The 20859-nt window shown below is 67.4% G+C and carries 16 protein-coding genes and 4 tRNA genes; 9 read left to right on the forward strand and 11 right to left on the reverse strand.

Going from position 1 to position 20859, the window contains the following annotated elements; all coding sequences use genetic code 11:
* The first annotated feature begins 93 nt into the window (after positions 1-93).
* Positions 94-1011, forward strand: coding sequence for a helix-turn-helix transcriptional regulator (locus tag P8T65_RS24205; RefSeq protein ID WP_316731694.1), 918 nt, complete (start codon positions 94-96; stop codon positions 1009-1011).
* Positions 1008-1229, forward strand: a complete 222-nt coding sequence (locus P8T65_RS24210; protein WP_316727323.1) for a DUF397 domain-containing protein — start codon at positions 1008-1010, stop codon at positions 1227-1229. Before P8T65_RS24205 ends, P8T65_RS24210 begins: the two co-directional genes overlap by 4 nt.
* A gap of 431 nt (positions 1230-1660) precedes the next feature.
* Here the strand turns inward: P8T65_RS24210 and P8T65_RS24215 are convergent, their stop codons facing one another.
* Together P8T65_RS24215 and P8T65_RS24220 are read right to left on the reverse strand one after the other, a co-directional pair.
* On the reverse strand, positions 1661-1975 hold the full coding sequence (locus P8T65_RS24215; protein WP_316727324.1) for a hypothetical protein: 315 nt from the start codon (positions 1973-1975) through the stop codon (positions 1661-1663).
* A 196-nt stretch (positions 1976-2171) separates the two neighbouring features.
* Positions 2172-4124, reverse strand: coding sequence for a hypothetical protein (locus P8T65_RS24220; protein ID WP_316727325.1), 1953 nt, complete (start codon positions 4122-4124; stop codon positions 2172-2174).
* 635 nt (positions 4125-4759) lie between these two features.
* Here P8T65_RS24220 and P8T65_RS24225 point away from each other — a divergent pair.
* The 4 genes from P8T65_RS24225 (at position 4760) to purM (ending at position 9220) form a co-directional block, all read left to right on the forward strand.
* A complete protein-coding gene (locus P8T65_RS24225) occupies positions 4760-5557 on the forward strand; it encodes a sterol carrier family protein (RefSeq protein WP_316727326.1) in 798 nt (265 codons plus the stop codon).
* Positions 5558-5655: 98 nt separating this feature from the next.
* Positions 5656-6471 (forward strand): META domain-containing protein, encoded by an 816-nt coding sequence (locus P8T65_RS24230; protein ID WP_316731695.1) that lies wholly within the window; start codon positions 5656-5658, stop codon positions 6469-6471.
* A gap of 84 nt (positions 6472-6555) precedes the next feature.
* Positions 6556-8082, forward strand: a complete 1527-nt coding sequence (purF, locus tag P8T65_RS24235; RefSeq protein WP_184892164.1) for an amidophosphoribosyltransferase — start codon at positions 6556-6558, stop codon at positions 8080-8082.
* A gap of 67 nt (positions 8083-8149) precedes the next feature.
* The gene (purM, locus tag P8T65_RS24240) at positions 8150-9220 is read left to right on the forward strand and encodes a phosphoribosylformylglycinamidine cyclo-ligase (RefSeq protein WP_316727327.1); all 1071 of its coding nucleotides are present in this window, start codon (positions 8150-8152) and stop codon (positions 9218-9220) included.
* A gap of 202 nt (positions 9221-9422) precedes the next feature.
* Here purM and P8T65_RS24245 read toward each other — a convergent pair whose 3' ends face one another.
* A complete protein-coding gene (locus P8T65_RS24245; RefSeq protein WP_184892168.1) occupies positions 9423-9680 on the reverse strand; it encodes a DUF3073 domain-containing protein in 258 nt (85 codons plus the stop codon).
* Between the two features lie 311 nt (positions 9681-9991).
* Complete coding sequence (locus P8T65_RS24250) at positions 9992-11086, reverse strand: Glu/Leu/Phe/Val dehydrogenase dimerization domain-containing protein (RefSeq protein ID WP_316727328.1); 1095 nt, start codon at positions 11084-11086, stop codon at positions 9992-9994.
* 223 nt (positions 11087-11309) lie between these two features.
* Here P8T65_RS24250 and P8T65_RS24255 point away from each other — a divergent pair, with 223 nt between their 5' ends.
* Both P8T65_RS24255 and bldC read left to right on the forward strand, forming a co-directional pair.
* Positions 11310-12167, forward strand: coding sequence for a hypothetical protein (locus tag P8T65_RS24255; protein WP_316727329.1), 858 nt, complete (start codon positions 11310-11312; stop codon positions 12165-12167).
* A 612-nt stretch (positions 12168-12779) separates the two neighbouring features.
* A complete protein-coding gene (gene bldC / locus P8T65_RS24260) occupies positions 12780-12986 on the forward strand; it encodes a developmental transcriptional regulator BldC (RefSeq protein WP_003949541.1) in 207 nt (68 codons plus the stop codon).
* A gap of 531 nt (positions 12987-13517) precedes the next feature.
* On the opposite strand, the gene P8T65_RS24265 is transcribed toward bldC, so the two are convergent.
* The 7 genes from P8T65_RS24265 to P8T65_RS24295 form a co-directional block, all read right to left on the reverse strand.
* Positions 13518-13709, reverse strand: a complete 192-nt coding sequence (locus P8T65_RS24265) for a DUF6274 family protein (protein WP_316727330.1) — start codon at positions 13707-13709, stop codon at positions 13518-13520.
* 245 nt (positions 13710-13954) lie between these two features.
* Positions 13955-14029 (reverse strand) — tRNA-Asp (locus tag P8T65_RS24270).
* A 100-nt stretch (positions 14030-14129) separates the two neighbouring features.
* Positions 14130-18110: an ATP-dependent RNA helicase HrpA gene (hrpA, locus tag P8T65_RS24275; protein WP_316727331.1), complete on the reverse strand. Its 3981-nt coding sequence runs from the start codon at positions 18108-18110 to the stop codon at positions 14130-14132.
* A 138-nt stretch (positions 18111-18248) separates the two neighbouring features.
* Positions 18249-18322, reverse strand: a tRNA-Phe gene (locus P8T65_RS24280).
* 24 nt (positions 18323-18346) lie between these two features.
* Positions 18347-18421: transfer RNA gene (locus P8T65_RS24285), tRNA-Asp, on the reverse strand.
* Between the two features lie 37 nt (positions 18422-18458).
* Positions 18459-18531 (reverse strand) — tRNA-Glu (locus P8T65_RS24290).
* A gap of 202 nt (positions 18532-18733) precedes the next feature.
* Complete coding sequence (locus P8T65_RS24295; protein ID WP_399099955.1) at positions 18734-20320, reverse strand: metallophosphoesterase; 1587 nt, start codon at positions 20318-20320, stop codon at positions 18734-18736.
* A 74-nt stretch (positions 20321-20394) separates the two neighbouring features.
* Between P8T65_RS24295 and P8T65_RS24300 the strand changes: the two genes are divergently transcribed.
* Positions 20395-20745 carry a metallopeptidase family protein gene (locus P8T65_RS24300; RefSeq protein ID WP_041819691.1) on the forward strand — a complete coding sequence of 117 codons (351 nt, stop codon included), beginning with the start codon at positions 20395-20397 and terminating at the stop codon, positions 20743-20745.
* Positions 20746-20859 lie beyond the last annotated feature (114 nt).

Raw genomic sequence — 20859 nt, forward strand, 5'->3', positions numbered from 1 at the left:
GGGCAGGGGCACCGCATGCCAGACTGGCGACACCCATAGCAATCAGCCCAACACGAGGCGTAATTGGCGGGTAGGAGTGCTCAGCCGGTGGGCATGACCGACCAGAGGGAGGGCACGGTGGCTGCGAAGACGGGGCCGACGATCCGGCGCTTGCAACTCGGCCAGGAGCTACGGCGACTGCGCGAGCGGACGGACAGCGGAGACGGCACGGGGCGGGGGCTGACCAGGGCCCAGGCGGTCAAGGGGACCAGTGTCACCGAGTCCCAACTGCACCGGGTGGAGAAGGGGATGACCAGCCTTCCCAAGGTGCAGGAGCTGAAAGAACTGCTGGACCGCTACGGGGTGACGGACCCGGACGACGTGGAGTTCCTGCTGGACGTCCACAAGAACTCGTTGAACCGGGGGTGGTGGTCGCCGTATCGCACGTTCATGCCGTCGGGGTTCAACGTCAGCGTGGGACTGGAAGGCGATGCCAAGGTCCTTCGCGTCTATCAACCGGATGTGGTGTTCGGGCTCTTCCAGACGGCCGGATACGCGCGCGCCATGTTCGAGGGGGCCAAGCCTGTCGATGAGCGGAATACCGAGTTCGTCGAGCGCAACATTGAGATCCGGATGAGGCGGAAGGCAGCCATCACCCGCAGCGAGCGACCGGTCGAGATTCACGCGATCCTCGATGAGGCCGTGCTGCGACGGGTCTACGGTGGCCCCGAGGTCATGAAGGAGCAGTACGAGCACTTGGCGGAACTGGCCGCCTTGGACCATGTCACCGTGCAGATTCTGCCGATGGGGCAGCCTGTCTACCGATGCCACCAGAACTTCATCGTCATGGAGTTCGAACAACCGCTGCCTACGGTTGTAAGCATCGATAGCTTCACCTCGGTGAGCGTCACGGACAAGGACACCGAGATCTGGGCGTACCGACGCCGGTACGACGCCATGCGGGCCGAGGCCGGCGGACCCAGGGAGACGTACGATTTCCTCAAACGAGCCGCACGGGAGTTGGAGTCATGAGCACAGACCGCACGACACCCGAACTGGCGGGCGGCGGAGCTTGGTTCAAGTCCTCGTACAGTGACCAGACAGGCGCCAGCTGCCTCGAAGTCGCCGACCTCATACCCACCCGCAACCTCGTCGCCCTCCGCGACTCCAAGAACCCCACCGGCCCCACCCTCACCCTCTCCCCGGACGCCTTCACCACCTTCGTCGACTCGGTGAAGACACAGCCGTAACCGCGACCGAGGCAGTCGGCCCAGCGAAAGGGGCTGCCCCGGCCAAATGCGGAGGACCCGGGGCCAGAGGAAGCCGCCGCCTCTTGCCCGGCGCAGGATGTCGCGTTCCCGACCGGCCTGGGGGCGAGCGAGTCCTCGTGGTCGATGACGATGGTGGCGTCGGCTTTCGGTGTGACCTGAGTCCTGTAAGCGTCCGTTCCCTTCTCCGGAACGGCGCCCGATTGTCATGCGGGCCAACTCTGAATCGGGTAGTGCACCGCACCCTCTGCCATCGCGGGCACGAACAAGCAGCCTGACCAAGCCCACACCCCTTGACCGAAGAGATAGAAGAACCCTGTGGAGTGGGTCTGACAGCTTCAAACAGGTTCAGGTCGAACGCGGCAGTACCGGCCTCGGGTTTCACCACCCCGAGGCCGGTACTGCCCTTCTTTCTACTTTCCTGTCAGTTCCACTTCGCAATCCAGTGTCTGGGTGAACTCGCGATCGCCCTGGCGGTATTCGAACTTGCAGTAGCGAGCGCTCTTCTTCGGAAGGCTGGTGATCTTCAGTCTTGCCAGGTAGTAGATGTCGCTGGATTGGTGCGGAGCTACCTTCACGGGCTTGTCTGAGTAGTCTCGAAGTTCCGCGAACCGTGGAGTGAGCTTGCTGCCCTCTTTCACCAGGAGAGCTAGCCCTTCGGTGTCCTCAAGGCTGTAGGCACCGTACTTCAGTACCTTCATCCCTTTGGGTACCTGCACGATGGACACTCCGGTGATTTCGACAGGCTCCGCGGACTTGTTGGTGGGCAGGGGGAGAGCGAACCATCATGTCTCCCCGACCTTCACGTTTTCGCTTCCAACAGTTCCGTTCTCCTGAGTCCCACCGTCCAGCGCGCTTCCCTGAGAAAGCTCCTGTGAGGAGCACGCTGTCATGAGTAGTGCGATTATTGCTGCGGGGGCGACTCTAGTAAGAGTAGAAGACGCCAGGTTTGCCCGATACGGGACCATTCTTGCCCCAGATGTAGTGTCGATCCGAGGTTTTATTCCCGGCTGTAATGCGCTGCTTGTGCTCGCGGTCGAGTTGGGTCGAAGCGCCGACTGCGAGTCCGTCCAGTGTCACCGCCGCCGAAAATTTGACGCTGCGCCCCCTGGACAGTTGGAAGTATGAGCCCGGCTCCACGAAGGCGCGATTCTTTTCGGGCGACAAGCTATATCTACTGCCACCGTCTTTTTTGCGGACGTCCTTACCGTACTTCCCGGTCGCCCCTCCGGCCGGCACCTTGTACTTGCTTGCCCTGATCTCCTTGTGGGAGACGGACTTGCCGCCGCATATGAGGGTTACCTTGACCTTCTTGTACTCGATCGGAACTTTCCACTGCTTGGCGAAGAACGGCCCCTGGTTTGTGTATCCGGTCGAGTGACCAAAGGAGTTTCCGACGTTCACTGATCCGGATATCTTATATCCGCCAGGTGTGGAGTAGGCGACCTCGATGTTGGTTGCAACTTTTTCGTCGTAATCCACAGATGCCTTCGTGTCCCAGAAGGTATGCCCTTCGGCCACCGTAGTGTACTTAATGTATTTCTTGAGCGTCTTGCTCTTTCTTTCGCAGCCACCCAAATATGGTGTGACCTTCAAGCCGCTTACGTCGGTTCCGTTCACCAGGTACGGGTTGTATCCCGAGAGTGGGGCGCCGGTCGGGCTCTGCCATTCCGGCAGTGGATCACTCCCCATGGTGTCAACCGAGTGCTTGTCCTGAATCGAAGCCCAACTCTGGGCTGTAGCAAACTCCGACGGCTCCAGCTCGTTCGGGTTGTCAGGAGCCTGAGGCAGAAGCGGGGTTGGCTTCGCCGCCTCCTCGGATGCTGCTTCTGCGACAGAGGCTTGCAGAGTCGACGGAGCTGATTCCGGAGCTGCGGTCGTGAACTCGGAAGCCGACATGATGACCCCGCTGGAGGTGACGCCGGTGGCAGTAGCCGTGACGTTCAGGGCGCCACCGTTTCCTTGCACGACTTCCTGAACTGCGGTAGGGAGAGTCCCAGGAATAGAGAAGGACCATGAGCCGTCTTCACGGGTGGTGGTTTTCCCGAGAATGGGTACGGTGGCAGTCGCTCCTTCTTCGTCTGGAGCGAGATCGCCGGCTTCGACAACTACTTCGAAGCCAGCGGCTGGCTGGCCGTCGCCTCGTACAAAACGACCGCTGACGGTGTTGGCATCCTGCGGTTCGGGTTCCGAATCGGCTTCGGGTACCGCCGCAGGTACATCCGGATCATCGAGCGGTGTGCCGAAGTAGGGGCGCTCGCCTGTTGCATCCGCCAGGCAATCGGCAGTGTCGGCGAAGATCTGGCCGTATATACCGGTCCCGATCTCCGCGTTGGCGAGGGCCAGGCTGTCCGTTCCGGTGTAGCCCTTAACAATGCCGGAGTAGTCCCTGGAGCCCGTGCTCGTATTGACGGTCCCCGGGCCTGGACTCCATGCCTGGACAGCATCTGTAAGGCCCGTGGCTATGACCTTCGGTGTGCCGAGTCCCACTCTCGTCACCCTGGGCGGGGAGCTCATGGTCTCGCTCACTGTATAGGGCCATGCCTGTATTTGACCGTCTGTCAGGGTGAAGATGCTTTTTCCTGCTGCCCATACGTCGTCGGCGCCCTTGATGGCGACCGCCCCTGCGCTCGTCGCGGGGATCTTGGCCGTCAGTTCGGAGATCGTTCCGGCGCCCGTCGAGGGATCACTCTGCGAGTACACGGTGATCTCACCGCTCTCTGCCTGCCCGAACAGCAGCTTGCCGATTGCCCAAACCTTCTGGAAAATTCTCCAGTTCACGTCGTAGGTCTTTCCGGGCGTCAGCAACGAGCCACCTGAAGCAGTCTTATCCTTGTAGGACTTGAGAGTTCCCGAGCCGGTGATTTCGTAAATCACTCCACTGCCGGCTGAAAAGAGCCTGCTGTCGCCCGGTACGGTTGTGACCTGCTCCGTGTCGAAGATGATGCCGTTGGCGTTCCCGCTCTTCGGCTCCCAGTCGAGGTACTAGCGCAGGGTGCGAGGCGTACTCTTGGCGGGAAGCACAGGTCCCGGTGGTACCTCAAGAACGTAGGTAGCTACACTTGACGGACATTCGGCCGCGATTGCAGGCGCGGAGCCGAGCACGGAGGGCGCGGTGAGAGCGCCGCCCAACAAGAATGCTGCGCACAGCACTCGGGAGGCCTTTTCGCTGCTTCTGCTTTTAGCCCGTCTTGGCATTAATTTCCTCAGGTTGAATGTGGGGAGGGGTGCCCTTGAAAAGCCCGTGGTGCAGAACCAGAAAATACTTGCAAGTAATCCACTTGAGTCACCAGCATGCTGGCGTGGCATCACTTGTGTGAAAGATGTGCGTGCGAGAGTGGCTGGCGATCACAGAATCTACTCCGGAGAGCTGCACATCAACAGGCTGTTGAGCAAATCCTGAGCTATCGATGAGCCGTCAACATGTCGGTGAACATGGCGAGTTCAGCAGCGTTTGACGCTTGGGGCGCGTGCACTGAGAGGCTGAGCTCATGGGAAGTAGGCTCGCCACCATGCCCCCCGCCAGGAAACGCCCCCGCGCCTACGACCCCGTCAAGACCCGCAAGGCCGTCCTGGCCCAGTTCGGGCACGTGCGGGAAGCCGTGGGCGGCCTCTCCGCGGAGCGGCTGGCGGCGCCGACCCGGCTCGGGGAGTGGACGGTCCGGGACCTGGCCGCGCACATCACCATGGCCGTGGAGAGCGTCCCCCGTGCCCTGGCGCGCCCCGAGCCCCCGAAGGCCGAGCTGAACCCCCTCGACTACGCCTCCGTGACCGCCGCCCACGCCGCCGCCATCGCCGAGGGCAGCCACGGTCTGGCCGAGACGAACCCGGACCTGGTCGCCCTCTACGCGGGCGTGGAGCAGCAGATCACCGACGCCCTTGCGGCCACCCCGCCGGGCCGGATCATCGACACCCGGGCCGGCGGCATGCTGCTCGACGACTACCTGCTCGCCCGCACCATCGAGCTCGTGGTCCACACCGACGACCTGAACGCGGCCGTCCCCGGCCTGGACGTCCCGTACGACCGGCACGCCCTCGCCACCTGTGTCCGGCTGCTCGCGGACACCCTTGCCGCGCGGGCGCCCGGCGGCTCGACGGAGGTGCGGATCCCGCCCTACGCCGTGGTGCAGTGCGTGGAGGGGCCCCGGCACACCCGGGGCACGCCGCCGAACGTCGTCGAGACCGATCCGCTGACCTGGATCCGGCTCGCGACCGGACGGGTGGAGTGGGCCGCCGCCCTGGACGCGGCCAAGGTCAGCGCGAGCGGCGAGCGGGCGGACCTGAGCGGGCTGCTGCCCTTGATGCGCTGAGGCCGCCGGACCCGGTGACCTGGGCCCGCCGGACCCATGACCTGGGCCCGCCGGACAACTGGGTGGAACCACCCACGCACCCCACCCGTCCCACCGCCATGGACAAGCGACTGACCCTCACCGCCCTGGCACTGCTCCCGCTCCCGCTGCTCGCGGCCTGCGGCACCGAGTCCGGCGACTCCGGCAGCGGCAACGTCGGCTCGGCCGCCACGAAGTCCGCGGTCACCGGAGTCCGCTGGAAGGTCGACAGCCTCACCGTCGGCGACAAGACGGAACAGGCCCCCGACGGCGCCTGGCTCAGGATCGCCGACAACGGCGAGGTCGACGGCAACTACGGCTGCAACACCTTCGGCTCCACCGCCGCCTTCAAGGACGACGGCATCGACTTCGAGACCGCCCGGTCCACCGAGATGGCCTGCGGCGAGGCCCCGATGAAGTTCGAGGAGAGCTTCGCCCGCACCCTCGACACCGAGAAGTTCACGGCCGAGACCACCGACGGCGGCAAGCTCACCCTCACCACGGGGGACGGCGACACCGTGAAGCTGAGCGAGGAGAAGCCCGCGGAGCTGTACGGCACGAAGTGGCGGATCGATTCGCTGCTCGACCACGACGTGGCCACGACCCTCCCCGAGGCCGCCCAGGGCAAGGCCTGGTTCACCCTCGACAAGAAGGCGGGCACCCTCAGCGGCAGCGTCGGCTGCAACGAGATCTCCGCGAAGGCCACGGTGAGCGAGGACGAGATCACCCTCGGCAATCCGCGGACCACCCGCAAGATGTGCTCCGACTCACTCATGGCCGCCGAACGCAGCCTCCTGGAGCTCTTCAAGGGCACGGTGAAGTATCAGATCGATCACCGCAGTATCACGCTGACCAGCGAAAACAACGCGGGTGTCGGAGCCGTCGCCGACAAGTGACGTGCGAAGGCCCGCAGTCGGGGACCGGGTCGGGCGAGATCACCGGATTCGGACCGGTGCGCGATCTCGCCTACACTCGGTGGCGTGCCACGTGGTGACGGACGACTCAACCACGACCTTCTCCCCGGCGAGAAAGGCCCCCAGGACGCGTGTGGCGTCTTCGGTGTCTGGGCCCCGGGTGAAGAGGTCGCGAAGCTCACTTACTTCGGGCTCTACGCCCTCCAGCATCGGGGCCAGGAATCCGCGGGTATCGCGGTCAGCAACGGCTCCCAGATCCTCGTCTTCAAGGACATGGGCCTCGTTTCCCAGGTCTTCGACGAGACCTCGCTCGGTTCCCTCCAAGGTCACATCGCGGTCGGTCACGCCCGCTACTCGACCACCGGTGCCTCCGTGTGGGAGAACGCCCAGCCGACGTTCCGTGCCACCGCGCACGGCTCCATCGCGCTCGGCCACAACGGCAACCTGGTCAACACGGCGCAGCTCGCCGAGATGGTCGCCGACCTGCCCAAGCAGGAGGGCCGTACGCCGCGTGTCGCGGCCACCAACGACACCGACCTGCTCACCGCGCTCCTCGCGGCCCAGGTCGACGAGGACGGCAAGCCGCTGACCATCGAGGAGGCCGCCCACACGGTCCTCCCGCAGGTGCGCGGTGCCTTCTCCCTCGTCTTCATGGACGAGCACACCCTCTACGCCGCCCGTGACCCGCAGGGCATCCGCCCGCTGGTCCTCGGCCGGCTGGAGCGCGGCTGGGTGGTCGCCTCCGAGTCCGCCGCCCTCGACATCTGCGGCGCGGCGTACGTCCGCGAGATCGAGCCGGGCGAGTTCATCGCCATCGACGAGAACGGTCTGCGCAGCTCCCGATTCGCGGAAGCGAAGCCCAAGGGCTGTGTCTTCGAGTATGTGTACCTGGCCCGCCCGGACACCGACATCGCCGGCCGGAACGTGTACCTCTCCCGAGTGGAGATGGGCCGCAAGCTGGCCAAGGAAGCCCCGGTCGAGGCCGACCTGGTCATAGCGACCCCGGAGTCCGGCACCCCGGCCGCCATCGGCTACGCGGAGGCCTCGGGCATCCCGTTCGGTGCGGGTCTGGTGAAGAACGCGTACGTCGGACGTACGTTCATCCAGCCCTCCCAGACGATCCGCCAGCTCGGTATCCGGCTGAAGCTGAATCCGCTCAAGGAAGTCATCAAGGGCAAGCGCCTCGTGGTCGTCGACGACTCGATCGTCCGCGGCAACACCCAGCGCGCCCTGGTCCGGATGCTCCGCGAGGCGGGCGCGGCGGAGGTCCACATCCGGATCTCCTCGCCCCCGGTGAAGTGGCCCTGCTTCTTCGGCATCGACTTCGCCACCCGCGCCGAGCTCATCGCCAACGGCATGACCATCGACGAGATCGGCACCTCCCTGGGCGCCGACTCCCTGGCCTACATCTCCATCGACGGCATGATCGAGGCGACCACCATCGCCAAGCCGAACCTCTGCCGGGCCTGCTTCGACGGCGAGTACCCGATGGAGCTGCCGGACCCCGAGCTGCTCGGCAAGCAGCTCCTGGAGACCGAGCTGGCGGCAGGTCCCGCCGCCACCGCCGCGGCCGACGCGATCCGTCGCCCGTAAGCCTGCCCGTAGACGGCCGGTGACACCTGCTCGCCGGCCGCCGTACGACACGAAAGTTCTCACCGTCATGTCTGAGACAACTGGTGCCAGCTACGCAGCAGCGGGCGTCGACATCGAGGCGGGCGACCGCGCCGTAGAGCTGATGAAGGAGTGGGTGAAGAAGACCCAGCGCCCCGAGGTCCTCGGCGGCCTGGGCGGCTTCGCCGGCCTCTTCGACGCCTCCGCCCTCAAGCGCTACGAGCGGCCGCTGCTCGCCTCCGCCACGGACGGCGTCGGCACGAAGGTCGACATCGCGCGTCAGCTGGGCGTCTACGACACCATCGGCCACGACCTGGTCGCCATGGTGATGGACGACATCGTGGTCTGCGGCGCCGAACCGCTGTTCATGACCGACTACATCTGCGTCGGCAAGGTCCACCCCGAGCGGGTCGCCGCCATCGTCAAGGGCATCGCCGAGGGCTGTGTCCTCGCGGGCTGCGCCCTGGTCGGCGGCGAGACGGCCGAGCACCCGGGTCTGCTCGGCCCGGACGACTTCGACGTCGCCGGCGCCGGCACGGGCGCGGTCGAGGCCGATCGCCTGCTCGGCCCGGATCGCATCCGTACGGGTGACGCCGTGATCGCTATGGCGGCCTCGGGCCTTCACTCGAACGGGTACTCGCTCGTCCGGCACGTCCTGCTCAACCAGGCCGGTCTCTCCCTGGACGCCGAGATCGCCGAACTCGGCCGCCCCCTCGGCGCGGAGCTGCTGGAACCCACCAAGATCTACTCGCTGGACTGCCTGGCGCTCACCCGCACCACCGAGGTCCATGCCTTCAGCCACGTCACCGGCGGCGGCCTCGCCGCCAACCTGGCGCGGGTGATCCCCGACACCCTCCACGCCACGGTCGACCGCTCCACCTGGACCCCTGCCCCGATCTTCGACCTGGTCGGCAGGACGGGCCAGGTCGAGCGCCTGGAGCTGGAGAAGACCCTGAACATGGGCGTGGGCATGATCGCCATCGTCCCCCAGGAGTCGGCGGACGTGGCCCTGACCACCCTGGCGGACCGCGGCGTCGAGGCCTGGGTCGCGGGCGAGATCACCGACCGCGCCGACCACACCACGGGCGCGGAACTGGTGGGCGACTACGCACGAGGCTGAACAGCAGTAAGCCCCTGATGGAGGCCGAAGGCCCAACCATCAGGGGCGCGGGGAACTGCGCGAGCAACCACACGCGACCCGCAGTCGCCGAAGTGCGGTGGACCCGAGCTATGCGGCGCCCCAGCCCCGAGCGGAGCGGGACCGCACAAAACCCGGTCCGGGGGAGTAACCCGCCCGGACCGGGTGAAGCGCGGCTGGATCGTCAAGCGCCGCGACGATGAGAGGCGGGACCGGACTGCTCGTCCTCGTCGTCCTCATCGTCGACGTTGTAAAGATCCGCGTACTGGGCGTACGGGTCGTCGTCGTCTTCGTCGTCCTCGAACGGTTCGCCGTTCGGAGGTTGGCTCGAAGTCGATGCGCCCAGCTCGCTGGCCAGACGCGACAGGTCAGTCCCGCCGCTGTTGTACTTCAGCTGGCGGGCGACCTTCGTCTGCTTGGCCTTGGCCCGGCCGCGCCCCATGGCTCGACCCCCTCGGTGACGGGGCTCGACGGCCCCAGAGTCTTGACACGCGTTCATGATCTGGAACGGGCTCTCCGTGGAGAGACCGGTCCGTAGGGCTTCCACGGTACCTGAGCCCACGCCCATACGGTACGTCGCCCGCAGGACGTGCCCGTGCCCAGAACCTGCGAGGAGCCCTTTCCCCGCTGGTCAACGGTGATTTTAACCGTTTCTGGACGGGCGACCCGCCGACGGAAGTGAGAGTTGTCTCTAAAGCCGCCGACGGGTACCGCCGACGCCGCGCGCAAGCCGCCCGGCGCCTGCCCGGGGGCTCAGCGACCGCGTGCCGAGGCCGCCTCGTGCATCCGCTGCTCGGCGATCCGGTCGGCCGCGGCGGCCGGCGGAATACCGTCCAACTTCGCACGTGCGAAGATCGCCAGAGTGGTGTCGAAGATCTGCGCGGCCTTCGCCCTGCACCGCTCGAAGTCGAAACCGTGGAGCTCGTCGGCGACCTGGATGACTCCGCCCGCGTTCACCACGTAGTCCGGCGCGTAGAGGATCCCGCGGTCGGCGAGGTCCTTCTCGACGCCGGGGTGCGCGAGCTGGTTGTTGGCCGCGCCGCACACCACCTTCGCGGTCAGGACGGGCACGGAGTCGTCGTCGAGTGCCCCGCCGAGCGCGCAGGGCGCGTAGATGTCGAGCCCCTCGGTCCGGATGAGCGCGTCGGTGTGCGCGACGGCGGTGACCCCCTCCGGGTGCCGGTCGAGGATCCGCCGTACGGCGTCCTCGCGCACGTCGGTGATCACGACCTCGGCGCCTTCCGCCCGCAGATGTTCCACGAGGTGGTGGCCGACCTTGCCGACGCCCGCGATACCGACCCTGCGGTCGCGCAGCGACGGATCGCCCCACACGTGCTGGGCGGAGGCTCGCATGCCCTGGTAGACGCCGAAGGCGGTGAGCACGGACGAGTCCCCGGCGCCGCCGTTCTCGGGGGAGCGGCCGGTCGTCCAGCGGCACTCGCGCGCCACGACGTCCATGTCGGCGACGTAGGTGCCGACGTCGCACGCGGTGACGTAGCGGCCGCCGAGGGAAGCCACGAAGCGTCCGTAGGCGAGCAGCAGCTCCTCGCTCTTGATCCGCTCGGGGTCGCCGATGATCACGGCTTTGCCGCCGCCGTGGTCGAGACCGGCCATGGCGTTCTTGTACGACATGCCGCGCGCGAGGTTCAGGGCGTCGGCGACGGCCTCCGCCTCGGTCGCGTACGGGTAGAAGCGCGTCCCGCCCAGTGCGGGGCCGAGCGCGGTGGAGTGAAGGGCGATGACGGCCTTGAGGCCGCTGGCCCGGTCCTGGCAGAGCACGACTTGCTCGTGACCGCCCTGGTCCGAGTGGAACAGGGTGTGCAGGACGCCGTCAGATACTTCGGTCACTGTGGTGACTCCTGGGTAAGAAGCGGCGGTTGGTGACAGGCTCCCGTACGGGTGGCGGGGTCTGTGAGCATGAGATTAGAGCCTTCGACCGCCGTACAGCGGCGCAGCTTCAGGATCACCCCCCGGCCGGAGTACGGATGTGGTGCGATCCGCACAGTTTTCCGGCCCGCCCGTGTGCGGGTTCCGCAGGTTTCCCCGGTGGCAGCCGGGGGAGGGAGCAGGCGTGCCCAAGGTGTCCTCGGTGATCGTCCCGTACGCGTCCTACCTCCGCGTGTACGAGCCGCTGGCGGTCTTCCCCGAGCCCGAGCGCGGCCACTGGGCCCGCTACGCCCGGCGCCCCGACCGCCCCTCGTACCAGGACGAGCTGCGCCGCTCGCTGGCCGACCTGCTGCCGACCCCGCCGGTGCCGGTGCCGGTGCACGAGAGCGACGACGCCTTCGTGCTGGAGGTCGACGGGGTGGTCTGTGTCTGCCCCTGGCGGACCCGGCTGCGGGGCTGGCAGGCGCTCGGCGACCTGGCCGAGGAGCTGCCCGCCCCCGTCCTGGACGCGGTGCTGCCGCCGCTGGTGCGCCACCAGGCGAGCCAGGACTACGAGCGCTGGATGGCCGGCAACCCCGACGCCCGGCCGTGGATCCGCACCGCGACCTGGCAGGTGCCGCTGAACTGGTTCGTCCTCGTCTCGGACGAGGAGCGGACGTACGAGAAGGGGTCGGGCGAGAAGGGATCCGGCGAGATCTCGCCGGTGCTTCGCTATCGCACTCCCATGGTGCAGGCCCGCCGACGCGTGGCGCGGGGGCTGCGGACCCTGCGGGACACCATCGACGAGGGCCCGCTCATCGACGGCCTGATCGACGTGGGGCGCTGGCTGGAGGAGTTCCACCCGCGTTCGCTGGTCGAGCTGGACTACGGCGGCCTCGTGCACGTCCTGCCCGCCGCCGAACTGGACGGGGACCACTCCGCCGCCGACGTCGCCGAGGGCATCGAGGCCCTGCGCGGCGGGGACGGCCTCGCCGCCGGGGAGGCCTACGGGCGCCTGGTCGAGCGCTGGCGGGCGGTACGGGACCGGCGCTCGGCGAACTGAACCGGGCCGAACCGGTTGAACCGGCTCAACGTCGCGTCCGTACTTGTGACTTGTGGGGCCGATGGGAAAAGGCTTTCCACGAAAGCCGAACCATGGTGAACTGTCCACCCTTGACCCAAGCTTGACGCAGCGCACTGACCTGCGCTTGTCATCGTGGGACGTAGGTCCCCGTACCGGGCTTTTGTGTCAAGAAGCCGCCAAGCGTGACGGATTGCACTTACGCGGGCCTTGCCTCTTACGCACCTCCTCGTGTCAAAATAGGACAAGGAGCCCGGGGGAGGCTCCTTCTGCCCACGTATGGGTGGAATCTCAGCATTGCACGCTATTGGGGGGTCTCGTGACTCCTGCGCGCCACTGTGACTGATCGTCACAGTGGCGTGACTGTCCGCTATGGCATGGTCCATCGGCATCCGTCGCTGATGAACACCTGGGAGGGCAATTCCATCGGTTTGGCCGACGCGGCTGGACGGATGGTGTAGTTGTAGTGCCGAGGACAAGCCGTTCGTCCTATAACCGACTCGACTCGCGTCCGCCATTTCGGGCAACGCGGGTCAAGGTGCAGAATTTAGAGGAAAGAACCGAGAAGGTTCGGTTCTCCCGAGGAGGCCGCTCATGACCGCTCGCACCCCTGATGCCGAGCCGCTGCTGACCCCGGCTGAGGTCGCCACCATGTTCCGCGTCGACCCCAAGACGGTCACGCGGTGGGCGAAGGCCGGCAAGCTCACGTCCATCCGCACGCTCGGCGGACACCGCCGTTACCGCGAGGCTGAGGTCCGCGCGCTGCTCGCGGGCATTCCGCAGCAGCGCAGCGAGGCCTGAACCACCGTATGACAGGGCATTTCGGCTGGTCCCCCAATCGGCCGGAAGCCTGAAAGCACCGCTCAGCAGCTTCAAACGACGCGGGTTCTGCCCCAACAGATCCCACGCCCGAGCCACACAGAGCTTTCCGGGAGGCCCAGGCTTCCCGGGTATTCGTCAGGCAAGCACCAAGGGTGCGTCGTAGATCGCGCTGGACTCCGCCGGGTCCAGCGCGATCTTTTTTGTGCGCGGACCGGGGCCAGGAGCAGCCGTATCGGTGGTTCCGGGTCCGGAAGCGGCGGGTTGTGAGCGGGCTTGTCGGACTCTGGGGAGGGGTGTCGGATCTCCTGTGCAGGACTCCGGTGACTGGTGCAATTGCACATATTAAATTGACTAGTTGTAGGGGACTGGTAAGAACCGGCGTTCCGAAAACTCGTTCAGTGACACCCGTCACACACCGGGCTGCTTGTTGCCCGGGCGACATCTGCGGTAAGGGGGGCGGGAGTTGAGCGTGGCAGGCCCTCGCCGAGTGTGTTCCCTGCGGGACGCGTCTCACGCCTTGGCGGGCGCCTCGCCCTCCGTCGGGCCGTCGGCGCCGTCCTCGCCGCCCGTGGGGTGCTCCGTCGCCAGCCGCAGCAGGCGGTGGCAGATCGGGCAGTGGCGGGTGAGGTGACGGTACGAGGAGGCGGCCGACAGGTGAGCACGGAGCAATGCGCGGGTCTCGTGCCGAACGGACGCCGCCATACGCCACCTCCGGGGGTCTCTGAGCCCTGAATTCTGAGGTACCGGCGGAATGTGACGCCGTCAACCCCCGCGGCGTCGCGGGAGGGGCCGCAGACTCCCTCCAGGGGTGTGGGGAACTTCGCGACAGCCCCATGGGACCCGCACCCGCTCAACAGCCTCAGTGTCCCGAGCTCTTGGGTGATCGGCCGCCGCCGCACACGGAAGAGGCCCGCATCCTCATCAGATGCGGGCCTCTCACGATCGTGCGGTCCTGACGGGATTTGAACCCGCGGCCTCCACCTTGACAGGGTGGCGAGCACTCCAAACTGCTCCACAGGACCAGGTTTCGCAGTCCGCGCCTTGTTGCCGCGCTGGCCTGCGAGAAGAGACTGTACAGGAGCGGTGGCCCCGCGGTCGAACTCACCCGGTGCGCATGGCCGATTACGGAACCGCCGCGTCGATCGCCTTCACGATCCGCTTGTCGGAGACGGGGTAGGCCGTGCCCAGGGCGTGCGCGAAATAGCTGACCCGCAGCTCCTCGATCATCCAGCGGATCTCCGTCACCGAGGAGGGCACGGGCCGCCCCTGGGGCAGCTGTTCCAGCAGCCAGGCGTACTCGTCGCGCATCTCGTGGACCTTCTCCATCCGGGAGGTGTCCCGCTGGACGCCGGTCGGCATCTGCTGCAGCCGGCGGTCGGCCGCCACCAGGTAGCGCATCAGGTCCGGCAGCCGCCGCAGCCCCGCCTCCGTGACGAACCCGGGCTTCACGAGGGCGTCCAGCTGCCCCCGTACGTCCGTGAGGTTGGCGAGGAGGGCCGGACTGCGGGTGGACTTCAGACGGCGTTCACAGGCCTGCCAGGCGGCCAGCACCTGCTGCACCTGGCCGACCGTGCGGACCGTGGTGTCGACGATCTCCGCGCGCACCTTGTCGTACAGCTTGCGGTACGAGGACTCGTCCCACGCCGGCCCGCCGAAGTCGGCGATCAACTTGTCGGCCGCGGCCATCGCGCAGTCGTCGAAGAGTGCCTGGATCGAACCGTGCGGATTGGCGGACAGTGCCAGCTTCTGTGCGTTGGTGAGCTTTTCGCTCGCGAACTTCGCAGGGTTGACCGGAATGTTTCGGAGGATGAGTCTGCGGGTGCCCTTCCACATCGCCTCCGCCTGCTCCGCCTCCGTGTCGAAGAGGCGCACGGAGACGGTGTTCGCCGTCGGGCCGTCGTCCACCAGTGCGGGATAGGCCTTCACGGGCTGCCCGGCCCTGCGGGTCTCGAAGACCCGGGTGAGCGAGCCGATCGTCCAGTCCGTCAGCCCCGTCCGCTCCACGGACTCGCCGCCCTGGCGCTCGGCGGTGGCGGCAGCCGCCTGGGAGAGGGCCTGACGTGCCTTCGGCTTCAGCCGCAGTCGCAGCGACTCCAGGTCCTTGTCCTCGGCGAGTTTCCGGCGCCGCTCGTCGACGATCCGGAAGGTGATCTTCAGGTGGTCGGGGACCCGGGACCAGTCGAAGTCATCGGGGGTCAGCGGCACCCCCACCATGCGCTTGAGCTCGCGGGCCATCGTCACCGGCAGCGGCTCCTGGAGCGGGACCGCCTGGTCCAGGAAACGCCGGGCGAAGTTCGGCGCCGGCACGTAGTTCCTGCGGATGGGCTTCGGGAGGGAACGGATCAGCTCCGTCACCACCTCCTCCCGCAGGCCCGGGATCTGCCAGTCGAAGCCCTCGTCGGTGACCTGGTTGAGGACCTGGAGGGGGATGTGGACGGTCACACCGTCCGCGTCGGCGCCCGGCTCGAACTGGTACGTCACCCGGAACTTCAGCTGCCCCTGGCGCCAGGAGTCCGGATAGTCGGCCTTGGTGACCGCCTCGGCGGACTCCCGGATGAGCATCTCGCGCTCGAAGTCCAGGAAGTCCGGCTGCTCGTGGCGTTTGTGCTTCCACCAGGAGTCGAAGTGGGCGCCGGAGACGACATGCTCCGGGACCCGCTGGTCGTAGAAGTCGAAGAGCGTGTCGTCGTCGACCACGATGTCCCGGCGCCGCGCCCGGTGCTCCAACTCCTCGACCTCGCTGAGGAGCTTGCGGTTGTCGGCGAAGAACTTGTGGTGCGTCCGCCAGTCGCCCTCGACGAGCGCGTTGCGGATGAACAGCTCACGGCTGGCCTCCGCGTCGATCCGGCCGTAGTTGATCTTCCGCTGGGCGACGATCGGCACGCCGTACAGCGTGACCTTCTCGTACGCCATCACGGCCGCCTGGTCCTTCTCCCAGTGCGGCTCGCTGTACGTGCGCTTGAGGAGGTGCCCGGCGAGGGGTTCGACCCATTCGGGCTCGATCCTCGCGTTGACGCGGGCCCAGAGGCGACTCGTCTCCACCAGCTCGGCGGACATCACGAAGCGCGGGGGCTTCTTGAAGAGGGCCGAGCCCGGGAAGATCGCGAACTTGGCGTTCCGGGCGCCCAGATACTCGTTCTTCCCGGTGTTCCGGCCGCCGCTCTCGCTGCCGGCGTCCTTCACGTCCTTCATGCCGATGTGGGAGAGCAGGCCGGCGAGGAGGGAGACATGGATGTGCTGTTCCGGGGCGTCGTCCTCGTTGAGATGGATGTCCATCTGCTTGGCGACCGTGCGCAGCTGGCTGTAGATGTCCTGCCACTCACGGATGCGCAGGAAGTTCAGGTACTCCTGCTTGCACATCCGCCGGAACGACGACGAGCCACGCTCCTTCTGCTGCTCGCGTACGTACCGCCAGAGGTTGAGGAAGGCGAGGAAGTCGCTGGTCTCGTCCTTGAAGCGGGCGTGCTGCTGGTCCGCCTGGGCCTGCTTGTCGGCGGGGCGTTCACGCGGGTCCTGGATGGAGAGCGCGGCGGCGATCACCATGACCTCGCGGGCGCAGCCGTTCTTGTCGGCCTCCACGACCATGCGGGCCAGGCGTGGGTCGACGGGCAGCTGGGAGAGATTGCGGCCCATCGGGGTGAGGCGCTTGCGTACGTCCTTCTGCGCCGGGTCGAGCGCGCCGAGCTCCTGGAGGAGCTGGACACCGTCGCGGATGTTGCGGTGGTCCGGCGGGTCGATGAAGGGGAACTTCTCGATGTCGCCGAGGCCGGCCGCGGTCATCTGGAGGATGACGGAGGCGAGGTTCGTCCGGAGGATCTCCGCGTCCGTGAACTCGGGGCGGGCCTCGAAGTCCTCCTCGCTGTAGAGCCGGATACAGACACCGTCGGACGTACGGCCGCAGCGGCCCTTGCGCTGGTTGGCGCTGGCCTGGGAGATCGCCTCGATCGGGAGGCGCTGGACCTTGGTCCGGTGGCTGTAGCGGCTGATGCGGGCGAAGCCGGGGTCGATGACGTACTTGATCCCGGGGACCGTCAGGGACGTCTCGGCGACGTTGGTGGCCAGAACGATCCTGCGGCCGGTGTGCGGCTGGAAGACGCGGTGCTGCTCGGCGTGCGAGAGCCGGGCGTAGAGGGGGAGGACTTCGGTGAAGCGGTAGTTCTTCTTGTTCAGGGCGTCGGCCGTGTCCCGGATCTCGCGCTCACCGGAGAGGAAGACCAGGATGTCGCCCTTGCCCTCGCCCTGAAGCTCCTCGACCGCGTCGCAGATGGCGGTGATCTGGTCGCGGTCGGCGTCCTCGGAGTCCTCTTCGAGGAGGGGGCGGTAGCGCACCTCCACGGGGTACGTCCGGCCGCTGACCTCGACGATCGGCGCGTCGCCGAAGTGGCGGGAGAAGCGCTCGGGGTCGATGGTCGCGGAGGTGATGACGACCTTGAGATCGGGGCGCTTGGGCAGCAGCTGGGCGAGATAGCCCAGCAGGAAGTCGATGTTGAGGGACCGCTCGTGGGCCTCGTCGATGATGATCGTGTCGTAGGCGCGCAGCTCGCGGTCCGTCTGGATCTCGGCGAGCAGGATGCCGTCCGTCATCAGCTTGACGAAGGTGGCGTCCGGGTTGACCTGGTCGGTGAACCGCACCTTCCAGCCGACGGCCTCGCCGAGCGGGGTCCGCAGCTCCTCCGCGACGCGCTCGGCCACCGTACGGGCGGCGATACGGCGGGGCTGGGTGTGCCCGATCATGCCGCGTACGCCACGCCCCAGCTCCATACAGATCTTCGGGATCTGGGTCGTCTTGCCGGAGCCGGTCTCGCCCGCGACGATGACGACCTGGTGGTCGCGGATGGCGGCCGCGATCTCGTCCTTCTTCTGGCTGACGGGCAGCTGCTCGGGGTACGAGACGGCCGGCACGCGTGCGGTGCGCTCGGCCATGCGGGACTCGCCCTTGGCGACCTCCGCCTCGATCTCGGCGAGAACGGCGGCCCGGGCCTCGGGCTTACGGATCTTGCGCGCGCCTTCGAGTCTGCGGCCGAGCCGGTGCGCGTCGCGCAGGGACAGCTCGGCCAGACGGGGGGCGAGGGCGCCGAAGGCGGGGGCGAGGTGAGTGGACATACGCGACCCAGGATCTCACCTCCGGGAAACGAGGGGCGAACGCTTTTGCGTGGGGCCGTCACGGGGCACCGCGCAGGTGTCCGCCGCCGTACACGCGAAGACCCCCTCCGGTTGCCCGGAGGGGGTCTTCGTTCGCTGTGGCTGGGGCCGGGGTCGAACCGGCGACCTATCGCTTTTCAGGCGATCGCTCGTACCAACTGAGCTACCCAGCCGCGATGTTTCACGTGAAACACCAGCGGTCCTGACGGGATTTGAACCCGCGGCCTCCACCTTGACAGGGTGGCGAGCACTCCAAACTGCTCCACAGGACCAAGCTTGTGCGGGACTAGTCTCGCACAGTGTGTTGCGTGCCCCCAACGGGATTCGAACCCGTGCTACCGCCTTGAAAGGGCGGCGTCCTGGGCCACTAGACGATGAGGGCGTACTGCGCATACTGCTCTGCTTCGTCTGAGCATCCCGGAGAGGACGTGAGAAGCATGTGACTCCGCTTTCCCCCGAAGGGTTCGGCTTCTCCTTCACCTCTTACGAAGCTTGGGACGGTCAAGCCCTGACCGGTGCCCTTGGGCACGACGAGACTGTACTACGCCGCTTGGACGTGGGCCAAACCGAATAGTCGCGGCCCCTCAGGGCCGGTTCCCTTCGGGCAGGTGGCGGCTGACCTCGGCCGTCGTCAGGCCCAGCCCGCCGAGCTTGATCTCGTCCCAGGCCTGCAGGCGCCGGTTGTCGCGGTCGAGGTACAGGACCGAGGCCTGGATGGGATCGGGGTACTTGCCCTCCACGGCGCGCAGACCGCTGCCGCCGGTCGAGCCCTCGATGCGCAGGCGGGTGCCCTGGTCGAGGACCTCCATCTCCGGGTGGTGCACATGTCCGGCGAGCACGAGCGGGACCTGGCCGTCCGTCTCCCGGGCCGCGTCCGGGTTGTGGGCGATCGCGATGTCCACGGGACTGCCCGCCGCCCGCTGGGCGCGCAGCGCGTCCGCCAGCTGCCGTCCGGCCACCTCCTCCGAGGGCAGGCCCGCCTTGTCGGTGGAGCGGTCCGGGGTGAACTGCGGGTCCCCGATCCCCGCGAAGCGCAGCCCGCCGACAGTCACCGCCCTGCCCTCGTCGAGGACGTGCGTGTTGTCGATGCCCTCCAGATAGCGCTGTGTCTCGCGCGAGTCATGGTTGCCGCGCACCCAGACGTACGGCGCGCCGAGGTCGGCGATCGGGTCCAGGAACGCGTTCTCGGCGGCGCTGCCGTGGTCCATGGTGTCGCCGGAGTCGACGATGACATTGATCTCGTACTGCTCCACCAGCGAGGCGATGATCTTCCAGCTCGCGGGGTTCAGATGGATGTCGGAGACGTGCAGGACGCGGATGGTCGTGGGGTCCGGCTGGTACGCGGGGAGCGTGGACGTGACGTCGTACAGCTTGGTCACGTTCGTCACCAGGCGGGCCAACTCCTTCTGGTAGATGTCGAATTCCGTGACGATGCTGCGCGCGTTGCCGACCAGGGAGGGTGCGGAGGAGAGCAGGCCCGAGAACTTGGGTTCCAGGACGGAGTTGGGGTTCCAGGTGGCGGCGGCCGTACCGCCGGCGCCGGCCAGCAGGGCGAGCGCGAGGCCGCCCGCGGCGAGGGCGCGGCGGGGGCGGCGGAACACGGCGAGGCCGAGCGTGGTGGCCCCGACGACGACGGCGACGCCCGACCGTACGGCCAGGTCGACGGTGCCGTGCTGCACGTCCGAGGCGATCTCCTCCTGCAGTCCGGAGATCCGCTCGGGGTGGTCGACCAGGGCCTGGGCGCGTTCCGGGTCGAGTTGGTCGACGTTCACGTCGAGGCGTACGGGGGCGTTGTGGCTGGCGAGTTCCAGGGCGCCGAGCGGGGAGACGTTGATCTTCGTGCCGCCGGTGAGGGATGGGCGCAGGGTCATCGTCGTGTTCATGGGGCCGACGGGGGTGCGGACGTTCCCGACGATCAGCAGGCCCAGCCAGGCGCCGAGCAGCACGACCGCGACGAGGCCCAGCGCGCGTCCCCAGGGATGGGGGTGGTGGACCAGTTCGAGGGTCGGCTGGGTGCGGCGGGAGCGGTAGTGCCGGGCCAGGGCGCGAGGCGCCCGTGGCATGGCCCGGGAGACGCGGCGCAGAGCGGTCCGCACAACGGTCCTCATGGCGGTGTCGGGGGTGTCGGCGTCGGTGGTGCGGTGGGCCGGGGCGGCGGGGACGCGTGCCATTGGTCCCGTATGCCCAGGGGTGAGGACGGATATGCGGGGGGCGGGTGGCGGGGGTCGTGCATGACAATGGCCGTGTGCTGGAGATGACGCGCGAGGAGTTCGAGGAACTGGTCGCCGAGGCGTTGGACCGGATTCCGCCGGAGCTGACACGGCTGATGGACAACGTGGCGGTGTTCGTGGAGGACGAGCCGCCCGCCGACGATCCCGAGCTGCTCGGGCTGTACGAGGGGACTCCGCTCACGGATCGGGGGGAGTGGTACGCCGGGGTGCTGCCGGACCGGATCACGATCTACCGGGGGCCGACGCTGCGGATGTGCGACTCGCGGGAGGACGTGGTCGCGGAGACCGAGGTGACCGTGGTGCACGAGATCGCGCACCACTTCGGGATCGATGACGCGCGGTTGCATGCGCTGGGGTACGGATAGTCGCGGTCGCTCAGTCGCTTTCGGCGGCGGGCTGCCGTCTCGGGCGTGCCGGCTGTGTGGGTGCGTCGGCTGCGCGGGTGGGTGGGTCGGCGCTGTAGGTCCGTGCGGGTGGGT

This window comes from Streptomyces sp. 11x1, from assembly GCF_032598905.1.
Taxonomy (GTDB): Bacteria; Actinomycetota; Actinomycetes; order Streptomycetales; family Streptomycetaceae; genus Streptomyces.